This window comes from Methylovirgula sp. 4M-Z18 (assembly GCF_037890675.1).
Classification (GTDB): domain Bacteria; phylum Pseudomonadota; class Alphaproteobacteria; order Rhizobiales; family Beijerinckiaceae; genus 4M-Z18.
On record NZ_CP149574.1, the window covers coordinates 3,607,263 to 3,624,247 of the forward strand.

General features: G+C 59.5%; 15 protein-coding genes. 9 read left to right on the forward strand and 6 right to left on the reverse strand.

From position 1 onward, the window contains the following. Nucleotides 1-240: 240 nt before the first annotated feature. The 3 genes from V9T28_RS16740 to V9T28_RS16750 form a co-directional block, all read right to left on the reverse strand. Nucleotides 241-750, reverse strand: a complete 510-nt coding sequence (locus V9T28_RS16740) for a GNAT family N-acetyltransferase (protein WP_116400171.1) — start codon at nt 748-750, stop codon at nt 241-243. Nucleotides 751-1,017: 267 nt separating this feature from the next. Further along, the gene (locus V9T28_RS16745) at nt 1,018-1,668 is read right to left on the reverse strand and encodes a BON domain-containing protein (protein ID WP_116400172.1); all 651 of its coding nucleotides are present in this window, start codon (nt 1,666-1,668) and stop codon (nt 1,018-1,020) included. A gap of 217 nt (nt 1,669-1,885) precedes the next feature. After that, on the reverse strand, nt 1,886-2,716 hold the full coding sequence (locus V9T28_RS16750; protein ID WP_339071779.1) for a universal stress protein: 831 nt from the start codon (nt 2,714-2,716) through the stop codon (nt 1,886-1,888). A 175-nt stretch (nt 2,717-2,891) separates the two neighbouring features. Here V9T28_RS16750 and V9T28_RS16755 point away from each other — a divergent pair, with 175 nt between their 5' ends. From V9T28_RS16755 to V9T28_RS16770, 4 genes are all read left to right on the forward strand, one after another. Beyond that, a complete protein-coding gene (locus V9T28_RS16755; RefSeq protein WP_158554757.1) occupies nt 2,892-3,728 on the forward strand; it encodes a universal stress protein in 837 nt (278 codons plus the stop codon). Between the two features lie 299 nt (nt 3,729-4,027). After that, complete coding sequence (locus V9T28_RS16760) at nt 4,028-4,744, forward strand: HAD-IA family hydrolase (RefSeq protein ID WP_116400325.1); 717 nt, start codon at nt 4,028-4,030, stop codon at nt 4,742-4,744. A 76-nt stretch (nt 4,745-4,820) separates the two neighbouring features. Further along, complete coding sequence (locus tag V9T28_RS16765) at nt 4,821-6,431, forward strand: ABC transporter substrate-binding protein (RefSeq protein WP_116400174.1); 1,611 nt, start codon at nt 4,821-4,823, stop codon at nt 6,429-6,431. 22 nt (nt 6,432-6,453) lie between these two features. Next, nucleotides 6,454-7,392 (forward strand): 2-hydroxyacid dehydrogenase, encoded by a 939-nt coding sequence (locus V9T28_RS16770; protein ID WP_116400175.1) that lies wholly within the window; start codon nt 6,454-6,456, stop codon nt 7,390-7,392. A 116-nt stretch (nt 7,393-7,508) separates the two neighbouring features. Here the strand turns inward: V9T28_RS16770 and V9T28_RS16775 are convergent, their stop codons facing one another. After that, nucleotides 7,509-8,402 (reverse strand): GNAT family N-acetyltransferase, encoded by an 894-nt coding sequence (locus V9T28_RS16775; RefSeq protein WP_116400176.1) that lies wholly within the window; start codon nt 8,400-8,402, stop codon nt 7,509-7,511. 229 nt (nt 8,403-8,631) lie between these two features. Here V9T28_RS16775 and argE point away from each other — a divergent pair, with 229 nt between their 5' ends. From argE to V9T28_RS16795, 4 genes are read left to right on the forward strand one after another with little or no spacing between them, the layout of a single operon-like run. Then, complete coding sequence (gene argE, locus V9T28_RS16780) at nt 8,632-9,759, forward strand: acetylornithine deacetylase (protein WP_116400177.1); 1,128 nt, start codon at nt 8,632-8,634, stop codon at nt 9,757-9,759. A 17-nt stretch (nt 9,760-9,776) separates the two neighbouring features. Further along, nucleotides 9,777-11,240: an aldehyde dehydrogenase family protein gene (locus V9T28_RS16785; protein ID WP_116400178.1), complete on the forward strand. Its 1,464-nt coding sequence runs from the start codon at nt 9,777-9,779 to the stop codon at nt 11,238-11,240. Between the two features lie 12 nt (nt 11,241-11,252). Next, nucleotides 11,253-12,296 carry a tartrate dehydrogenase gene (locus V9T28_RS16790; protein ID WP_116400179.1) on the forward strand — a complete coding sequence of 348 codons (1,044 nt, stop codon included), beginning with the start codon at nt 11,253-11,255 and terminating at the stop codon, nt 12,294-12,296. Between the two features lie 19 nt (nt 12,297-12,315). Continuing rightward, a complete protein-coding gene (locus tag V9T28_RS16795) occupies nt 12,316-13,776 on the forward strand; it encodes an NAD-dependent succinate-semialdehyde dehydrogenase (RefSeq protein WP_116400180.1) in 1,461 nt (486 codons plus the stop codon). A gap of 73 nt (nt 13,777-13,849) precedes the next feature. On the opposite strand, the gene V9T28_RS16800 is transcribed toward V9T28_RS16795, so the two are convergent. Together V9T28_RS16800 and V9T28_RS16805 are read right to left on the reverse strand one after the other, a co-directional pair. Continuing rightward, on the reverse strand, nt 13,850-15,124 hold the full coding sequence (locus tag V9T28_RS16800; RefSeq protein ID WP_116400181.1) for an NAD(P)/FAD-dependent oxidoreductase: 1,275 nt from the start codon (nt 15,122-15,124) through the stop codon (nt 13,850-13,852). Between the two features lie 30 nt (nt 15,125-15,154). Beyond that, nucleotides 15,155-15,823: a haloacid dehalogenase type II gene (locus V9T28_RS16805; protein ID WP_116400182.1), complete on the reverse strand. Its 669-nt coding sequence runs from the start codon at nt 15,821-15,823 to the stop codon at nt 15,155-15,157. 315 nt (nt 15,824-16,138) lie between these two features. Between V9T28_RS16805 and V9T28_RS16810 the strand changes: the two genes are divergently transcribed. After that, entirely contained in the window at nt 16,139-16,978 is an 840-nt protein-coding gene (locus V9T28_RS16810) for a GNAT family N-acetyltransferase (RefSeq protein ID WP_116400183.1), read from the forward strand. Nucleotides 16,979-16,985: the final 7 nt, after the last annotated feature.

A 16,985-nucleotide genomic window follows, 5' to 3' on the forward strand; every position in this document is an offset into this window, starting at 1 on the left:
GCTTCAGAGAGATTTTCGGCCATCGCGCTGGCTTCGTAAAGTCGAGCCCAGACGGCAGGCCCCTGGGAGACGCTATCGCGTTGCCTCGTCATGACGATACCCGCGCAGCCTACCTCTCCGTCGTAGGCAAAGGCGCATCCTTGGCGGTGCATCCCGATTTACTGCTGCCGAGGCCGGCGCTAACGGCTAGCGGTTAAGCAGGCAGATAGCCCCTCCCAAGCGAGGCGTCAGGACGCAGCTTTACAATTGCTTCGAGACTAGAACGAGCGAAGCGTCACCCTCATACGGTTGCACCGTGAATCCCATATTTTCCTCAAGCTCGATGGCTTCCCGATTGGCTCTCATCTCAATCGACTCGATCGATTGAAGCCCGCGTTCTTGGGCTTGCCGGGCTGTGAAGGCGAGAAGCTCCCATCCGATACCATAATGCTTGTAGTCGGCGTGAACTGAAATAGCGACCTCACCGCGCTGTGTTTCGAGGATACGTGCAAGCATTGCCGTTGCGACGGGCACATGCGTGCCCTCCACGAGAGCAATGTATGTCTCCGTGTTTTTATGGTCGACATGAGTCATGGCGTGAAGTTGCGTCTCAGATACGGTGCTGCCGCCCGTTAGGAAGCGAAAACACAGATCCTCCTGCTGCACATGATGAAATAGATTATCAAGGACAGCATCGTCGTCTTGTCCGGCGGGGCGGACAAGAATCTTCAGGCCGGTTCTCGTTGTCAGTTCCCATTTTTGCTTGTCCATTGTTCTTAACTCTCCGGTTGGCGACGCGCGAGCCGCTGCGCGATAAGGATGATGCAATATCGCTCGCTTGAAGATCATTTCCTTGCGCTATCTCAAACAAGACGCGCAATGCGCGCCAGTGCTCTAGCCCGCAGAAATGAGGATACCTCACAGCCGCTGACGCGAACCACACGCCAAAACAACGAGCCGTAGATTCGTGATAGCGTTTGGCTTCCGCTCAGCGCATCTCGCCTTAAGGCAAGACGAGAGATCAAATTCCATTTCGCCTTAAGCGACCGTCAAATCATTGCGGACATCGATCACGCCCGGAGCTGACCAGGCAGTGGCCGCAGCGACCGCACGTTCGGCCGGAGATTTTACGGTTCCACTCAACCGAACCTTACCCCCCTCGGCGCTTACAACTATTGTTTGCGGATCAAAAAACCAGGATCGGTGCAGGGCGTGCGTGATGTCATCGCGAATATTTTCGACATTGACGACGGGCTTCAGTTCAATATGGTTGCTGACGCCCGTGACCCCCGGCAACCTTTCCACGCATTGTTCCGCGGCCCGACGTTGATAGTCCCAGCTGACCTCGCCGCTCAGCGTGATCCAGCCGTTCTCAACGCCAACCTTAACTGCGCCATGGGGAACAAATACGTCGCGATCGAGGCGATCGGCGGCGCCCGTCGCAAGCTCACCATCATCGAAGCGTGCGTCGTCGGGAAGTTTCACTTTGATCTCTTCGACGACCGCCCGCACGCCCTTGACCCGCTGAGCGGCCGCTTCGGCCATCGACCTTTCCACAAAAGTATTGACGGAGCCCGTCAATGTAACAATGCCATTGTCGACCGCGACGCCGATATGAGCAGAGGTGACACTAGGCTCCCAGCCAAGCTCTTCAAGAACCTGCTGCTGTAACTTGTCGTCATGAGACATGGAGAATTCCTCGTTTAAGCGTTACGCTCGTTCCCTTCTTATACGCGGGGAAGCCGAGAACAATGATGCGGATCAAATAGGCAGCGTGCGCAGCACGTTATATCGAATGGGGTGAGCAGTGCGGCTTGACAATGAGCGCGCATGTCCAAGTGATGGCCAATCCTTTTGAGTAACATCGCGTGCATGAGGAGCCGTCTCTCCTTGTCGGCCATGGCCCTCAGTGAGAAAGCAAGACGCTGTAACCGGACGAAAGGAGAAGATCCGCTGTCATGCCACCGAAAACCCATTCTCGGAGACGATTGTGGCCATAGGCGCCCGCCACAACGAGATCCGCCTGTTGCTCAAGGAGAAAATCTGCCAGCATGTCGGTGTCTCTGCCGGCGGCGGCCAGGACGCGACTGTCAGCCTTCACATGATGGCCTTTCAGCCACCCGACAATATCCTCCAATCCCATCTGCGCGCTGTTCTCTTCCTCCTCGGGCACAATCGTCGCGATCGTCACGCGGCGGGCCTTGCCCAACAGGGGGATGGCGTCGGCGATGGCGCGCCGCGCCTCGCGCGTCTCCTTCCATGCGACCACCACATGATCGAGCGCCACCCGTGACGCGTCAGGGGGAATGATGAGAACGGGGCGGCCGGACCGCATGACGAAATCGCCCAAATTCAGATGCTGCGGCCGATCGAAGGCGTTTTGATGACTTGCCCGTTGTGTTATGAAAAGATCCGCGGTCCCGCTCTGGCCGGCGAAATAATTGGCGAGCGCGTCGACGGTAACGCTTGCGCGCCATTCACAACGCGGTGCGCGCCCCTGCATGGCGGCATAAAATTGAGCGCCCGCCTGTTTCAACATCTTTTCCATATCGATCTGGTTTTGGTCGATGATCTCCGGTGGCACGTAAGCATCGACATAGAGGAGTTGCAGCGGCTGACATGCGGCAACGCCAATCACCTTGGCATCGAACAGCTTTGCGAGATCGACACTTATGTCAAGGATAGCCGATTTTTCCGCTTCGGGGTCCACATGGACCATCAAAGATGTATAGGTCATAGCAGGTTCCAGGCGCTTCAATGCATGTGGTGCCGTACCTTACAAGGACGGCGCGTCAACATAATTGATATGAATCAAACCGATGGGGAACTCTGGCAGAGTAAATAATTGATTTTCCGCAATGCGAGCGAACGGCTAAGGCTTCATGATGATCCCCGTCACATCGGGAGGCATCATGGACCTCAGAACCGTTCTTTATATCATGGACATTGGCCAGCCTGAAGATGATTGCCGCACCATTGTGGAATCATGCCGCAGGATGAATGCGCATCTTTCCATCCTTCTGGTGAAACCCGCGCCACCGCTCCCGTTCAACAACTATCCGGCGATGATCGCTGACGGCTGGGTTGAGCAACAATGTGCGGACATGGCTGAGCTTGCGGTGCGTCGCAAAGGAATGGAAGGAACCCTGGCGAGGGAGCATGTTGCCCTTGATGTCGACGACATCTATTCGGAATATGCGGCGATGGGGGCGATCGCGGCAACGCGCGCCAGATGCGCCGACATCACCTTGATGCATCGCAAGGTCATTCAATATAACGGCGTTCAATGGCCGGCGCTCATTGGCGTACTCTTTGACTCCACCTCGCCCCTGCTTCTCTTGCCCGATAACGAAGATTTTACCTTCGAGCCGAAAACCATCCTTCTTGCCTGGGACGGGCGCATCGAGGCGGCCCGCGCGGCCCGCTCCGCGCTCCCCTTCCTGAAACGTGCGCAGACAGTTCATCTGACGCTGGTGGACCCTGAGCCGCGCGTTGGGGACCCCGATCTTGATCGGGGTGGCGACATCGCCACCTATCTCGCAAGGCATCATGTTTGTGTCACTGTCGACGAGTTGCCTGCCTTCGGTCAGAGCATCAGCCAGGTTCTGCTTCGCCACGCCAGGGATATTGCCGCGGACCTTATCGTTATGGGCGCCTACGGGCATTCGCGCCTGCGTGAAAGAATCTTTGGCGGCGTCACGAAGGCGATGCTGGAAGACGCGACCATGCCTCTGTTCATCGCGCATTAGACAAGCATGATTCTTGGACAACAATTGCGCTTCTCCTAATGCTCTGGAGGGCTTCCCGTCAGCGGACCGCGATAGCGCTCGACGTGCGCCAATCCATCTGACGCGCCCGGGGGTGCAGCATTGGAATCTCTCTGGAAGGCGAGATTTGCAATTTTATGCTGCCGAAGGGCATCGATTCAGCGCAATCGATAGGTTGGAGGCGTCACACTATCCCGTTGAGCGGAGAAATTCTCCCGGTGGGATCCGCAGGCAGGGCCGAAATCGGCGGGGAAAAGGTCTTTTCAGAGGGATCGACGCGCGTGGCAAATGCATTGAAAGATTTCAAATATTTGTCCTTCGACGTCGTGGGCACGCTCATCGATTTCGAGGGCGGGCTGACGCGCTCCTTTGCGGAGATCGGCCGGGAGCACGGCGTCGAACTCGATGGCGAACACGCGCTTTCCCTCTACCGGCAGGCGCGCTATTCCGAAAATGCCGATCTTTTTCCCGATGACCTCGTGCGGGTCTATCTCGCCATCGCACCGCAATTGGGCCTCCCCGCAGAACGGGCATACGGCGAGAAGTTGCGCGACGACGTGCGCCATTGGCAGGCCTTTCCCGACAGCGTGGAAGCTCTCGCAAATCTGGGCAAACACTATAAGCTCATCGCCATGACCAACGCCCGCCGCTGGGCCTTCGAACTGTTCGAGAAAGAACTAGGGAATCCGTTTTACCAAAGCTTCACGGCGGACGATACCGGAACGGAGAAGCCCGATCGCGCCTTTTTCGAGCAGGTTTTCGCTTTTGTCGAAGGGGAAGGCGGCGCCAAGGCGGATATTCTGCATGTGGCCCAGAGCCAATACCACGATATCGGCATTTCCCGCCGGCTGGGCATGACCAATTGCTGGATCGAGCGCCGCCACGCGCAGAAGGGTTATGGCGGAACGATCGAGCCCGCCGAATTCGCGAAACCGGATTATCACTTCATGTCCATGTCTGCCTTATCCGACGCAACCGACGAGGCCGCCATCGACTGACACGTTCACATATCGGTGGAACCGGCGACAACGAACCGGCACGCCTGACAATCACGCGCAGCAAAGGGGAACAGTCATGAGTGATAAGATTACCAACTGGACTTTCGCCGACGACGCCATGATCGAAAGCGCAATCCGCCGCAATGCGAGCCGCCGCGAACTGTTGCAGATGATGACGGCGGGCGGTATCGCAGCGCTCACCGCCTCCACGATATTCGGGCGCGCCACATCGGCGGTGGCGGCCACGCCGGCCAAAGGCGGATCGATCAAGGTCGCGGGTTTCACCTCCTCGACGGCGGACACGCTCGATCCGGCAAAAGCCTCCCATTCGACCGACTATGTACGCTGCTGCGCGTTCTATAACCGCCTGACCTTCCTGGACAGCCGGGGCGAGACCAGAATGGAACTGGCCGAAAGCATCGAGAGCCCTGACGCCAAGGTCTGGACCATCAAGTTGCGCAAGGGCGTAACGTTCCATGACGGAAAGACCCTCACTTCCGCCGACGTGATCTTTTCCCTCAAGCGCCATCTCGATCCGGCCGTCGGATCGAAGGTGAATGCGCTCGCCAAGCAGATGGTCGGGTTCAAGGCCGTTGACGACGCGACGGTCGAAATCACGCTCGAGAGTCCGAACGCCGACCTGCCGACCATTCTTGCGATTCATCACTTCATGATCGTGGCCGACGGGACGAGTGACTTCTCCAAGGGCAACGGCACCGGCGCGTTCATCTGTCAGGAGTTCCAGCCGGGTATCCGTTCGATCGCCGTTCGCAACCAGAATTACTGGAAAGGAACCGGCCCGTATCTGGACTCGTTCGAGTTCTTCGCGATCGCAGACGAAACGGCCCGCGTGAACGCGCTTTTGTCGGGCGATATCCAGATCGGCGGAAACTTAAGTCCGCGCTCGCTGCGTGTCCTGGAAAACAATCCGGCCGCCAAGCTGTTCATTTCCAAGCTCGGGACCTACACTGATCTCAATCTGCGGCTCGACATGGCTCCGGGCGACAAACAAGGCGTGGCCGAAGGCTTCAAATATCTCATGAATCGCGAAGCGATCCAGAAGTCCGTCCTGCGCGGGCTGGCCGAGATCGCCAACGATCATCCGATCCCGGCCACCAGCAAATATTTCAATGGCGAATTGAAGCAGCGCGCGTTCGATCCCGAGCGCGCGAAATCGCTCTTTCAAAAAGCCGGTGTTTTGGGACAGGAAATCCATATCACCGCCTCCGAAGCTGCCTCCTCCTCGCTCGACTATGCGGCGGTGTTGCAGCAGGCCGCGTCCGACATCGGCCTGAAGATCGCCATCGACCGCGTGCCCGCCGACGGTTATTGGTCCAATCACTGGCTGAAGGACGCGGTCCACTTCGGCAATATCAACGCCCGTCCGACGCCCGACATTCTGTTCTCGCTGCTCTACAAATCCGACGCGCCCTGGAACGAAAGCCGCTACAAGTCGGAGAAGTTCGATTCGATGCTACTCGAGGCGCGCGGCATGCTGGACGAAGCCAAGCGCAAGGAGATCTATGGCGAGATGCAGGACATGATTTGCAATGAAGCCGGCACCGCCATCCCCGCTTTCATGTCGAATGTGGATGGGGTGTCGCCGAAGCTGCGCGGCCTAGAGCCCAATCCGCTCGGCGGCATGATGGGCTTCGCTTTTGCCGAATATGTTTGGCTTGAATCGTGAGAATCCCCGCAGAGCAGCAGCGATGACTTTTCTGTTCCTGAGCGATCGGACGCGCGGCGCGATTTTTGCCGATCTGTTCGCGCGCCATCTGCCTGAAATCCGCTTCGCGATGGATCCACAAGACCTGGATGCGCGCGACGTGCGGTTCATCATGACCTGGGTTCCGCCATCCGATCTTGCGCGATACCCGAATCTGGAGATCCTATTCTCCATCGGCGCCGGAATCGACCAATTCGCAGGCGCGGTCCTTCCGCCCGGCGTCAAAGTCGTTCGCATGGTCGACGAAGGCATCACGCGGATGATTGTGGAATATGTGACCATGGCGGTGCTGTCCCTGCATCGCAATCTGCACCTTTACATCGACCAGCAACGCCGAGCCCTGTGGCATGGGATCTTGCCGCAGGCCCAAGCCTCGGAACGGCGCGTGTCGGTCCTCGGAACGGGCGTTTTGGGCAAGGCCGCGCTCGAGAAATTGCGGGCCTTCGGCTTCCCGCCGGCTGGATGGAGCCGATCAGCCCAAGCAATCGACGGCGTCGATTGCTATTCCGGTGCCGACGGATTGAAGGAGATGCTCGGGCGCACGGACATTCTCGTCTGCCTACTGCCGCTCAACTCCCAAACCGAAGGCATCCTCGACAGCGATCTTTTTGCGATGCTGCCGCGAGGCGCTTCGCTCGTTCATGCGGGGCGCGGACGTCAGCTTGACGCATCCGCTCTGATCGGCGCGCTCGACAGCGGCCATTTGTCCGGAGCATTTCTCGATGTCGTCGATCCCGAGCCGCTGCCTGGGGACCATCCGTTGTGGCGGCATCCCCGCATCGTGATCACGCCGCATATCGCCGCGGTCACCCAGCCGCATTCGGCCGCGATGACCACCATTGCGAATGTTCGCCGTCATCTTGCGGGGGAAACGCCACATGGATTGGTCGATCGCGCCGACATGCAGCTCAGTCCAACATGATTTATACCAAAGGTCGCGAGTAGCGACCTTTGGACTACTCTTCATTTTTCGCTGTCGGCTTGAAGAGGCGAAAAATGAAGAAACGAACCAACGGTCACTCTTCGTGACCGTTGGTATTAACAAAACGTCTGTGCGGCAAGGGCAAAAGTCATCGCACCGCCCGATGCCGCTTCGAAATCTCCAAGCCGCCGCCCCCGCGACATCGTGAGCACGGTGTCATAAACAAGCAGTCCGTTCGCCGTCAAAAACGCGGCGAGCGCGCCTTGGCCGAAATGCGTATCGAGGCGCAGAAAGTGTCCCGTATGCGCGGCGACATGCGGGGATATGACAGCGATCGCTTCTTCTTCGGAATGGGCCACCACTGGACCGATCACGTGGCCGCGCCCGAAGGGCCGGCATAATGAAAAAGCGACGAGTTCGTCACCGCGAAAGAGCCCATATCCCACCGAATGGTCGAACAGCCTCGCCATGAGCTCGGCGCGCCCCACGCCGAAGGCCCGCGCGTCCAGCGACGTGACAGCGGCCATGTCTGCGCTTCCAAGCTGCCGGGCGCTTATTCCATCCGGCAGAGGGGGAAGCTCGCTCCGCACATACGCCTCGCCCTGGCACTGGTACACTGTTTTCTCGTGGTCGAATTTGAGCGACGTATAGAGCCGGCGCGAGGCGCGTGTGGCGCTTAGCCGGAAATCGTACGATCCGCAGGTCTCGAACATTTTTTCCATCAACCAACGGCCCGTGCCATTGGTCTGCAGCCGCGGCGAGGTGATGACCATGCCGATGGTGGCAAAGTTGCGCCCATAAGGAAACCACATAGCCGACCCAAATACGCGCCCGATCTCATCGAGCGCGGCAAAGCCGTGTCCCATATTCAACAAGAAGCGCCAGTCGTCCTCCCGGTGAGGCCAACCGACGGCAATAGAAAGCGCATGCAATTGATCAAGCGCGACCGAACGGATATCGGCGAGCTGCATTTCGTAGGAGTCCACGACGAGGGACTCAGGCACTGCCATGCTTCAATCTCCTGCTCATCCCGCTGCGCTCGCCTTTTAAAGATAGAAAGAAACGCAGCGGCCAATTGATCACGTCAGTGCCTCATTCTAAGCAGGCCGTCCTGACACAATCGGCTTTTTCGGGGTCAATCTACACAATTTTCGTCTGAATTGAGTTGTCATTCGGCATGCAATCCCATCGCTCAACACTCATGCTGTCGCGAATGCAGCGTCAGTAGGAAAGGGAACCATGAGCGTCGTCGATATCCTGCGCCACCTCATTTCCTTCCCATCCGTCGTCGGCACGCCGAACGGCGACATTGCAGGGTGGATCGCGGACTATCTCAATGACTACGGGATCGCATCGACACGCCTCCCGGGCCCCGAAGGAGATCGCGTCAATCTCTTCGCCACCATCGGTCCCAAGGATGAGGCGGGCTATATCGTTTCCGGCCATATGGACGTGGTGCCGGCGGGCGAAGCGGAATGGGCATCGGATCCTTTTCAACTATCGGAAGCTGACGGACGCCTCCTGGGGCGCGGAACCAGCGACATGAAAGGCTTTCTGGCGGCGGCACTTGCCGCCGTGCCGGCTTTGATGGCCATTGACCTGAGAAAGCCCATTCACTTTGCTTTTTCCTATGACGAGGAAGCCGGCTGCCGCGGCGTCCCACATCTTCTCGTGCATCTGCCGACTCTCTGCGCTCCGCCGCTCGGTGCGATCATCGGCGAGCCAAGCAATCTGCAGGCGGTCCGCGCCCATAAGGGCAAAGCCGCGGCGCGCGTTGTACTCACGGGGCGGACAGGTCACTCGTCACGGCCCGATCTCGGGCTCAATGCCATCCATGCGATGACGCAGGTGCTTACAGCGGCCTCCACCGCAGCCCAAGCCCTCACGCAAGGGCCTTTCGACAAGGCGTTCGAGCCAGCCTATTCGTCGTTGCAAGTGGGCGTCATCACCGGCGGACAGGCGGTCAATATCATTCCTGATCGATGCGCGGCAGAACTCGAGGCGCGCGCGATCTCCGGCGTCGATCCGCGCAGCCTTCTGGCACCGGTAAAGGTGGCCGCCGAACAGCTTGCGGCCCAAGGCTTTGGCGTTGAATGGAGCGAGATGAGCGCCTATCCCGCGCTTTCACTTGCTGCCGATGCCCCGCTCGTCACGTTGCTGGAAGACCTCACTGAAAAAAAGACGCTCGCAGCTGTGAGCTACGGCACCGAAGCCGGTCTTTTCCAGGCGGCCGGCGTTCCGTCTATCATCTGCGGACCCGGCGACATTTCCCGCGCTCACAAGCCGAACGAATTCATTCTCATAGACGAACTTCTTGCCTGCCAGGCGATGATCGAGGCGCTCGGTGCTCGTTGCTCCGGCATTTGATTGCAATGGAAGAGACCATGAACCTCAGCTTCAATCCCGATACGCTTGCGCTGCCGATTCATCATCTGATCGGCGACCGGCGGGTGCCGGCAAAAGGCGTCATCGGCATGCGCCGACCATCTGACGGCAAATCCTATGCGGACTGCCCGCAGGCATCGGCCGATCTCGTCGATGAAGCCGTGGCAACGGCAAAGGCGGCGTTGAAAACCAGCAATTGGGGCGGCGTGCGGCCGCGCGAGCGGATCAATGTGATGCATCGCTGGGCGGACCTCATCGAACAGGAGGCCGTCACCCTTGCCAAGCTCGAAGCCATCGCCTCAACGCGGCCCGTCGGCGAACTGGTCGCGGGCGATGTCGCCATCACCGCCGAACAGATCCGCTTCTTTGCCGAATTCGCCGACAAGGAAGGCAGCGATTTGGTGCCGACCGATGACGGCAATCTGGGCATGACGATGAGCGAGCCCTATGGCGTCGTCGGCGCGATCACGCCCTGGAACGTCCCACTCTCGATGGCCGGCTGGAAGCTCGGGCCGGCGCTTGCTGCGGGCAATGCGGTGGTGCTGAAACCTTCCGAAATGACCCCCTTTTCGACACTCTTCATGGCAGAACTGGCGCTGAAAGCTGGCGTGCCAGCCGGTCTCATCAATATCGTTCTCGGTGACGGCCCGGTAACGGGCAATGCCATCACGGGACATCCCGACATCGCCAAGGTGAGCTTCACCGGCTCCACCGGTGCCGGCTCTGCGATCATGGCCAATATCGCGGCGACCGGGATCAAGCCGATGACGCTCGAACTCGGCGGCAAAAGCCCGCAGCTCGTCTTCGCCGATGCCGATTTGAACAAGGCCGCGGCCGCCATCGCGCGCAGCATCCTTGCCAATGCAGGCCAAGCTTGCGTGGCCGGCTCGCGCTTGATCGTCGAAGAGGGCGTGGCGCAGGACCTGTGCAATGCCATCGTGACCGAGATGAAAAAGGTGAAAGCGGGTCCGACATGGGATGAAGCAAGCCGCTATTCACCGATCATTTCGGAGCGCCAACGCGATCGCATCGATACAATCGTCAAAGCGGCTGTGGCCGCTGGCGGCACCTGCGTTTACGGCGGCGCGCCGATGGAGGGCGATGGATATTTCTACACGCCGACATTGATCACCGACGTCGATAACGCGTCGCCGGCGATCACCGACGAGATTTTCGGCCCCGTCCTAAGTGTGCAGACGTTCCGCACGGAGGAAGAGGCTCTGTCCCTCGCCGACCACCCGACTTACGGTCTCGCCGCCGGACTTTTCACCCGCGATTTGTCGCGCGCCATCCGCATGACGCGCGCGCTGCAAGCCGGCACCATCTGGGTCAATCGCTACAGCCGTTCGCGCGACCATATTCTCCCGACGGGCGGCTACAAACAATCAGGCATCGGCAAGGATCTCGGCCGCGAAGCCTATCTTGCCAACCGCAAGACCAAGAGCGTTCTCATCAACCTTTGACGGCGGATGCACATGAAGACCTACCGTATCGCATTGATCCCCGGCGACGGCATCGGCCGCGACGTTATCAACGCCGCCTGGACCGTTTTGAATGCGGCGGCCGCAAGCGCGGGCTTCCGCCTCGAGGGAACGGAATTTCCCTGGTCCTGCGCCCATTACAAGCAGACCGGCGCGATGATGCCGGCGGATGGCATTGAAACGCTCAGCTCCTTCGACGCGATCTTTCTTGGCGCCGTCGGCTGGCCGGCGGAAGTGCCGGATTCCGTGTCGCTGCATGGGCTGCTGTTGCCAATTCGCAAAGCCTTTGTCCAATACGCCAATATCAGGCCGCACCGTCTGTTGCCCGGCGTGGAAGGACCGCTGAAGGCGCGGGATTTCGACATTCTTTGCATCCGCGAGAATACGGAAGGCGAATATTCGGGCGCCGGCGGTCGCATCCATCAGGGCACAGCCGACGAAGTCGCGGTCGAAACCTCGATCTTTACCCGCGTGGGCGTCGAGCGCATCCTGCGTTTCGGCTTCGAACAGGCACGGCTGCGGCGCAAGACACTTGCGTCCGTCACGAAATCGAACGCGCAGAAATATTCCATGGTGTTCTGGGACGAGATCACCAGAAAGCTCGCAGCAGAGTACCCTGACGTCGAGGTGACGAGCTATCACATCGATGCGATGGCGGCACGGATGGTGATGGCGCCCGAAAGCCTTGACGTCGTCGTCGCCTCCAACCTGTTCGGCGATATTCTGACCGACCTCGGCGCCGCGATCCAAGGCGGGCTCGGCTTTGCCGCATCGGCCAATATCAATCCCGACCGCAGCGCGCCGTCGATGTTCGAACCGGTGCACGGTTCGGCCCCCGACATCGCGCATCTCGGCATCGCCAATCCGATCGCCGCCATTTGGTCGGGCGCAATGATGCTCGAACATCTGGGTGAGACGAGCGCTGCCCGGCACGTGATGGAGGCGATCTCGGCAACCACCGCACGCGGCATCGGCACAATCCCGGGCAAGACGAGCACGGCAGACATCACGTCAGCGGTGCTGGCCGCCATTTCCTGAATCGAAACGAGAACGACCGATGACACACCAGTTGCAGGACAAAGATCTTTTTCGGCAGAGCGCGCTGATCGGCGGTGCTTGGGTTCCCGCCGTGTCCGGCAAAACGCTTGCAGTCCATGACCCGGCCTCAGGCAGCGAGATTGGCTCCATCCCGGATATGGGCGCGAAGGATACGCGCGCGGCCATCGACGCCGCGTCAAAAGCGTTCGTATCGTGGAAGAAGAAGACCCATGCCGAACGTGCGGCGCTGCTCGAAACCTGGCACAGGCTGATGATCGACCATCTCGACGATCTCGCCTTGCTCCTCACCATGGAGCAAGGCAAGCCGCTGGATGAGTCGCGCGGCGAAATCCGCTATGGCGCCTCCTTCGTAAAATGGTTCGCCGAAGAGGCGCGCCGTATCAACGGCTCGACAATTCCCTCGCCGACGCCGGATCGCCGCATCGTCATTCTGAAGCAGCCTGTCGGCGTCTGCGGCATCATCACGCCCTGGAATTTCCCGAACGCGATGATCACCCGCAAGGTCGCGCCCGCGCTCGCAGCGGGCTGCACCGTCGTCATCAAGCCATCCGATCTGACGCCCTATTCGGCGCTTGCTCTTGGCGTGTTGGCGGAACGCGCCGGGATCCCGGCCGGCGTCGTCAATATCGTTACCGGATTGCCGACGGAAATCGGAAGCGAAATCATGGCGAACGAAACCGTGCGCAAGATTTCGTTCACTGGCTCGACGCGTGTCGGTTCGCTGCTGATGCGCGGTGCCGCCGACAGCGTGAAGCGACTGTCGCTCGAACTCGGCGGCAATGCACCGTTCATCGTCTTCGACGACGCCGACCTTGATCTTGCCATCGAAGGCGCGATTGTCTCCAAATTCCGCAATGGCGGTCAGACCTGCGTCTGCGCCAATCGCATCCTCGTCCAGGCCGGCGTCTATGACGCGTTTTGCGAAAAACTGACTGCCCGCGTCAACGCCATGCAGGTCGGTCCGGGCACGCAGAAGGGTGTCGCCATCGGTCCGATGATCAATCCGGCCGCGATCGACAAAATCCATCGGCATGTGAACGACGCGCTCGCGAAAGGCGCCAGCATCACCACGAAGCGCCATGCGCTGCCCGAAGGCGCGCAATATATCGCGCCGATGGTACTCAAAGACGCCACGCCCGACATGCAGCTCGCGCAAGAGGAAACCTTCGGCCCCGTCGCTCCGCTCTTCCGTTTCGAGACGGAGGAAGAGGCCATCGCGATTGCCAACAGCACGCCGTTCGGACTTGCGGCCTATTTCTATACTGAAAATCTCAAACGCTCCTGGCGAGTCGGCGAAGCGCTGGAATTCGGAATGGTGGGCTTGAACACGGGCGCCATCTCGACCGAAGTCGCACCGTTCGGCGGCGTCAAGCAATCGGGCCTTGGCCGCGAAGGCGCACAGGTCGGCATCGAGGAATATCTGGAGATGAAATCCTTCCACATGGCCGGCCTGTCATGACCATCACGACGGCTGCCAAGGGAAAGCGACGCGATAATTTGCAGCGCGCCGCTTGCTTCTCGCTGAGCCGCAGCTACCTCACGCGGTCGAGAATCGTATAATAGAGGCCAACCAACGGCAGGAACCATGGCCACCCAAAATGACCTGGAACCGCTGGCCAATCGAGACCTTTCACCGGGTTGAGATCCGGTCGGCCGAGGATCGCATCGGCGATCGTCATGCCAAGATGCGTCGACAATTGCGCGCCATGGCCGGAATAGCCCATCGCATACCACAGCCCATCCTGATAGCCCGCGCGCGGATAGCGGTCCTTCGTCATATCGACCAGGCCACCCCAGCAATAGTCGATCTCAACTCCATTCAATTGCGGAAAGAGGCGGAGCATGCTGTCGCGCAAGATTGCACCGCTCTTGGCGTCCGAACGTTGATCCGAAGTCGCGGAAAAGCGCGCGCGACCACCGAAGAGCAAACGATTGTCGGGCGACAGCCGCCAATAATTGCCGATATTCATCGAATTGACGCAGGTGCGATTGCCGGGCATGACCGCTTGCGCTTCGTCATTCGTGAGCGGCCGCGTCGCAATAAGAAAACTGCCGACGGGAATGATGCGCCGGCGAAAAAAGGAGAAATTTTTCGTCGTATAAGCGCCCGTCGCCAGAATGACATTTGCGGCTGTGAGAGAACCACGCGCGGTCGTGAGCGTATGGGTCCCTGCCACATGTGTGTGTCCGGTGACTGCGGTGCCCTCGAAGATGACGGCGCCATGCCGAACGGTGGCCTGAGCGAGCCCCGCGACATAGCGGCCCATATGCATCATGGCGCTCTTCTTCGACAACATCGCCCCATGAAAGGGCGAGCCGACCTCCGTCTTGAGGTCGGCAGCAGACAGCAGCGCCGTGTCCGGATCAACTTCACGATGGACGGCCTCGAAATTGCGCGCGATAGCATCAAAATGCTGCGGCTTGGATGCAAGTTTCAATTTGCCTGCGCGGCGAAAGTTACAGTCGATCCCCTCTTCCGCCACCAACCCCTCGATGACATCGATCGAATGATCCAATGCTTTGTAAAGGGCGATCGCTCGCTCCTGGCCAAGTTCTGCCTTCGCGCCCATATAGCTATGCGCGAGGCCGTTGTTCAGATGGCCGCCATTGCGCCCCGATGCGCCGAAACCCACGCGTTCGGCTTCCAACACAACGACGCGCGCACCCGCTTTCGCAAGCTGGCGCGCCGCGGCCAGGCCGGTGAAGCCGGCCCCCACGATCGCTACGTCGTAATGACCTTCGACGCTGCCCTTTGAAGCGCCTTCGAAGACGGGCGCGGTATCGTGCCAGTAGGACACAAACTTCATGGAAACCGCCCTCGCTCGCAGCGCTTTGCCTCAAAGGCCGACCACACCCGGCAGTCCGGAAATGTCCGCAATTTCAACATAGCCATAATAGGGATTGGCCGGCTCGTGTCCGCGATTGACCCAAACCTTGTTCTTGATGCCGAGATCGTGCGCCGACATGAGATCATACCGGAACGAGGACGAGCAGTGCAGAATATCTTCCGGACCGCAGCCTAGCATATCGAACATATATTCGAACGCCTTGAATCGCGGCTTATACGCATTGGCCTGCTCGGCCGTGTAGACGGCATGAAACGGCGCGCCCAGTTTTTGGACGTTCGACATAATCTGCGAATTCATGGCATTCGACAGAATGACGAGCGGAATTTCCTTCGCGACCTTAGCGAGCCCCGCTGGAACATCCGCATGCGGTCCCCAGGTCGGGACGCGCGCGTAGACCATCTCTGCATCCGCCTCCTTGAACGCGACACCGTTTTGTTTGCAGGTCCGTTCGAGGGAGTTGTGCACGACCTCCGCATACGGCTTCCAATCCCCCAAAATCTCATCGAGACGGTAGGCGGCAAAATTCTTGATGAATTGTTGCATCGCGGGCTCGGAGAGCCTGTCGCCGTAAAGATCCCGGGCAGCTTCCGCCATTTGGAAATTGATCAGCGTGCCGTGGCAGTCAAAGGTGACGTATTTCGGACGAAAATGGCTCATTCTTTCTCCTTCCAAATGTGCCGGGCACCAGAGTCGACGTCATCATAGACGCGCATTGTGCACTCGGTTCGACTGAATCGCGGGACGAGGAAGCATAAAGTTCCGTATTGGACAGGCCGTTCGGCATAGAGTTGCGACCGCTGCCAGAAAGTCCGGCCGTTCCAGCTTTCACCTGCACATTCCGCCCTCCGGCCACGGCATAAGATGCCGTTCGAGGCTCGGTCTAAGGAGAAATGTACCGCGCAGACGGGCACCTTCAGACACTTTGTCGGCGGCGCACACGGCAGAGTCCCACGCAGAAACAGGGACCCGTCGATGGAGACAGATCAGATTGAGCTTACGGCCTTCGAGCCCTCGCATCTCGACGGCGCGCTTCGGCTCTCGCAGCAAGCGAAATGGCCGCATCGCCTGGAAGATTGGCAGATGGCGCTGGCATTGAGCAAAGGTGTGGTTGCGGTCGAGGCCGGTGGCCATGTCGTCGGCACTGTGCTGGTGACACCGTACAAATCGGATTGCGCTACCATCAATATGGTCATCGTTGACGAGAAGATGCGCGGGCGCGGCCTGGGGCGCAAATTGATGGATATAGCGGTGACGATGGCAGGCGACATGCCGCTGCGCCTCGTCGCGACGAGTGATGGTCTGCCGCTCTATGAAAAGTTCGGCTTCCAGGAAACGGGTAGGATCGTCCAACATCAAGGTGTGGTGCAGCCGCTCGCCGCTCCAACCGACATTCACGACGCGGAACCGGCCGACATTGCTCAGATCGCTAAACTGGATCGCGTGGCATTCGGCGCCGACCGGACGGATCTGATCGCCTATCTGTCCCGTCATGCGCGTTTCGCGGTCTCGCGGCAAAACGGCGAACTGACCGGCTTTGCAGCGCTTCGGTCCTTCGGGCGCGGCGAGGTCATCGGGCCCGTCGTCGCCGGCAATCTGGACGAAGCCAAATCGCTCATCGCCTTCTTCCTGGCAACGCGCCCAGGGGCGTTTGTTCGCATCGATACGGATGCGGCTTCAGATCTTTCGCCCTGGCTCGAAGCCGGCGGCCTCGCGGATGTGGGCGGCGGCATTGTGATGTGGCGGCCCGAAGAGAGTTCCACGGAAAATGGTGCAGCGCGCATTTTTGCGCTCACCAACCAGGCCCTTGGCTGAACCGGAG

Bases quoted from the DNA above. Each gene is read 5' to 3' on its own strand.
- V9T28_RS16740 (WP_116400171.1), bottom strand. From the start codon at position 750: ATGGACAAGCAAAAATGGGAACTGACAACGAGAACCGGCCTGAAGATT.
- V9T28_RS16745 (WP_116400172.1), bottom strand. From the start codon at position 1,668: ATGTCTCATGACGACAAGTTACAGCAGCAGGTTCTTGAAGAGCTTGGC.
- V9T28_RS16750 (WP_339071779.1), bottom strand. From the start codon at position 2,716: ATGACCTATACATCTTTGATGGTCCATGTGGACCCCGAAGCGGAAAAA.
- V9T28_RS16755 (WP_158554757.1), top strand. From the start codon at position 2,892: ATGGACCTCAGAACCGTTCTTTATATCATGGACATTGGCCAGCCTGAA.
- V9T28_RS16765 (WP_116400174.1), top strand. From the start codon at position 4,821: ATGAGTGATAAGATTACCAACTGGACTTTCGCCGACGACGCCATGATC.
- V9T28_RS16770 (WP_116400175.1), top strand. From the start codon at position 6,454: ATGACTTTTCTGTTCCTGAGCGATCGGACGCGCGGCGCGATTTTTGCC.
- V9T28_RS16775 (WP_116400176.1), bottom strand. From the start codon at position 8,402: ATGGCAGTGCCTGAGTCCCTCGTCGTGGACTCCTACGAAATGCAGCTC.
- argE (WP_116400177.1), top strand. From the start codon at position 8,632: ATGAGCGTCGTCGATATCCTGCGCCACCTCATTTCCTTCCCATCCGTC.
- V9T28_RS16785 (WP_116400178.1), top strand. From the start codon at position 9,777: ATGAACCTCAGCTTCAATCCCGATACGCTTGCGCTGCCGATTCATCAT.
- V9T28_RS16790 (WP_116400179.1), top strand. From the start codon at position 11,253: ATGAAGACCTACCGTATCGCATTGATCCCCGGCGACGGCATCGGCCGC.
- V9T28_RS16795 (WP_116400180.1), top strand. From the start codon at position 12,316: ATGACACACCAGTTGCAGGACAAAGATCTTTTTCGGCAGAGCGCGCTG.
- V9T28_RS16800 (WP_116400181.1), bottom strand. From the start codon at position 15,124: ATGAAGTTTGTGTCCTACTGGCACGATACCGCGCCCGTCTTCGAAGGC.
- V9T28_RS16805 (WP_116400182.1), bottom strand. From the start codon at position 15,823: ATGAGCCATTTTCGTCCGAAATACGTCACCTTTGACTGCCACGGCACG.
- V9T28_RS16810 (WP_116400183.1), top strand. From the start codon at position 16,139: ATGGAGACAGATCAGATTGAGCTTACGGCCTTCGAGCCCTCGCATCTC.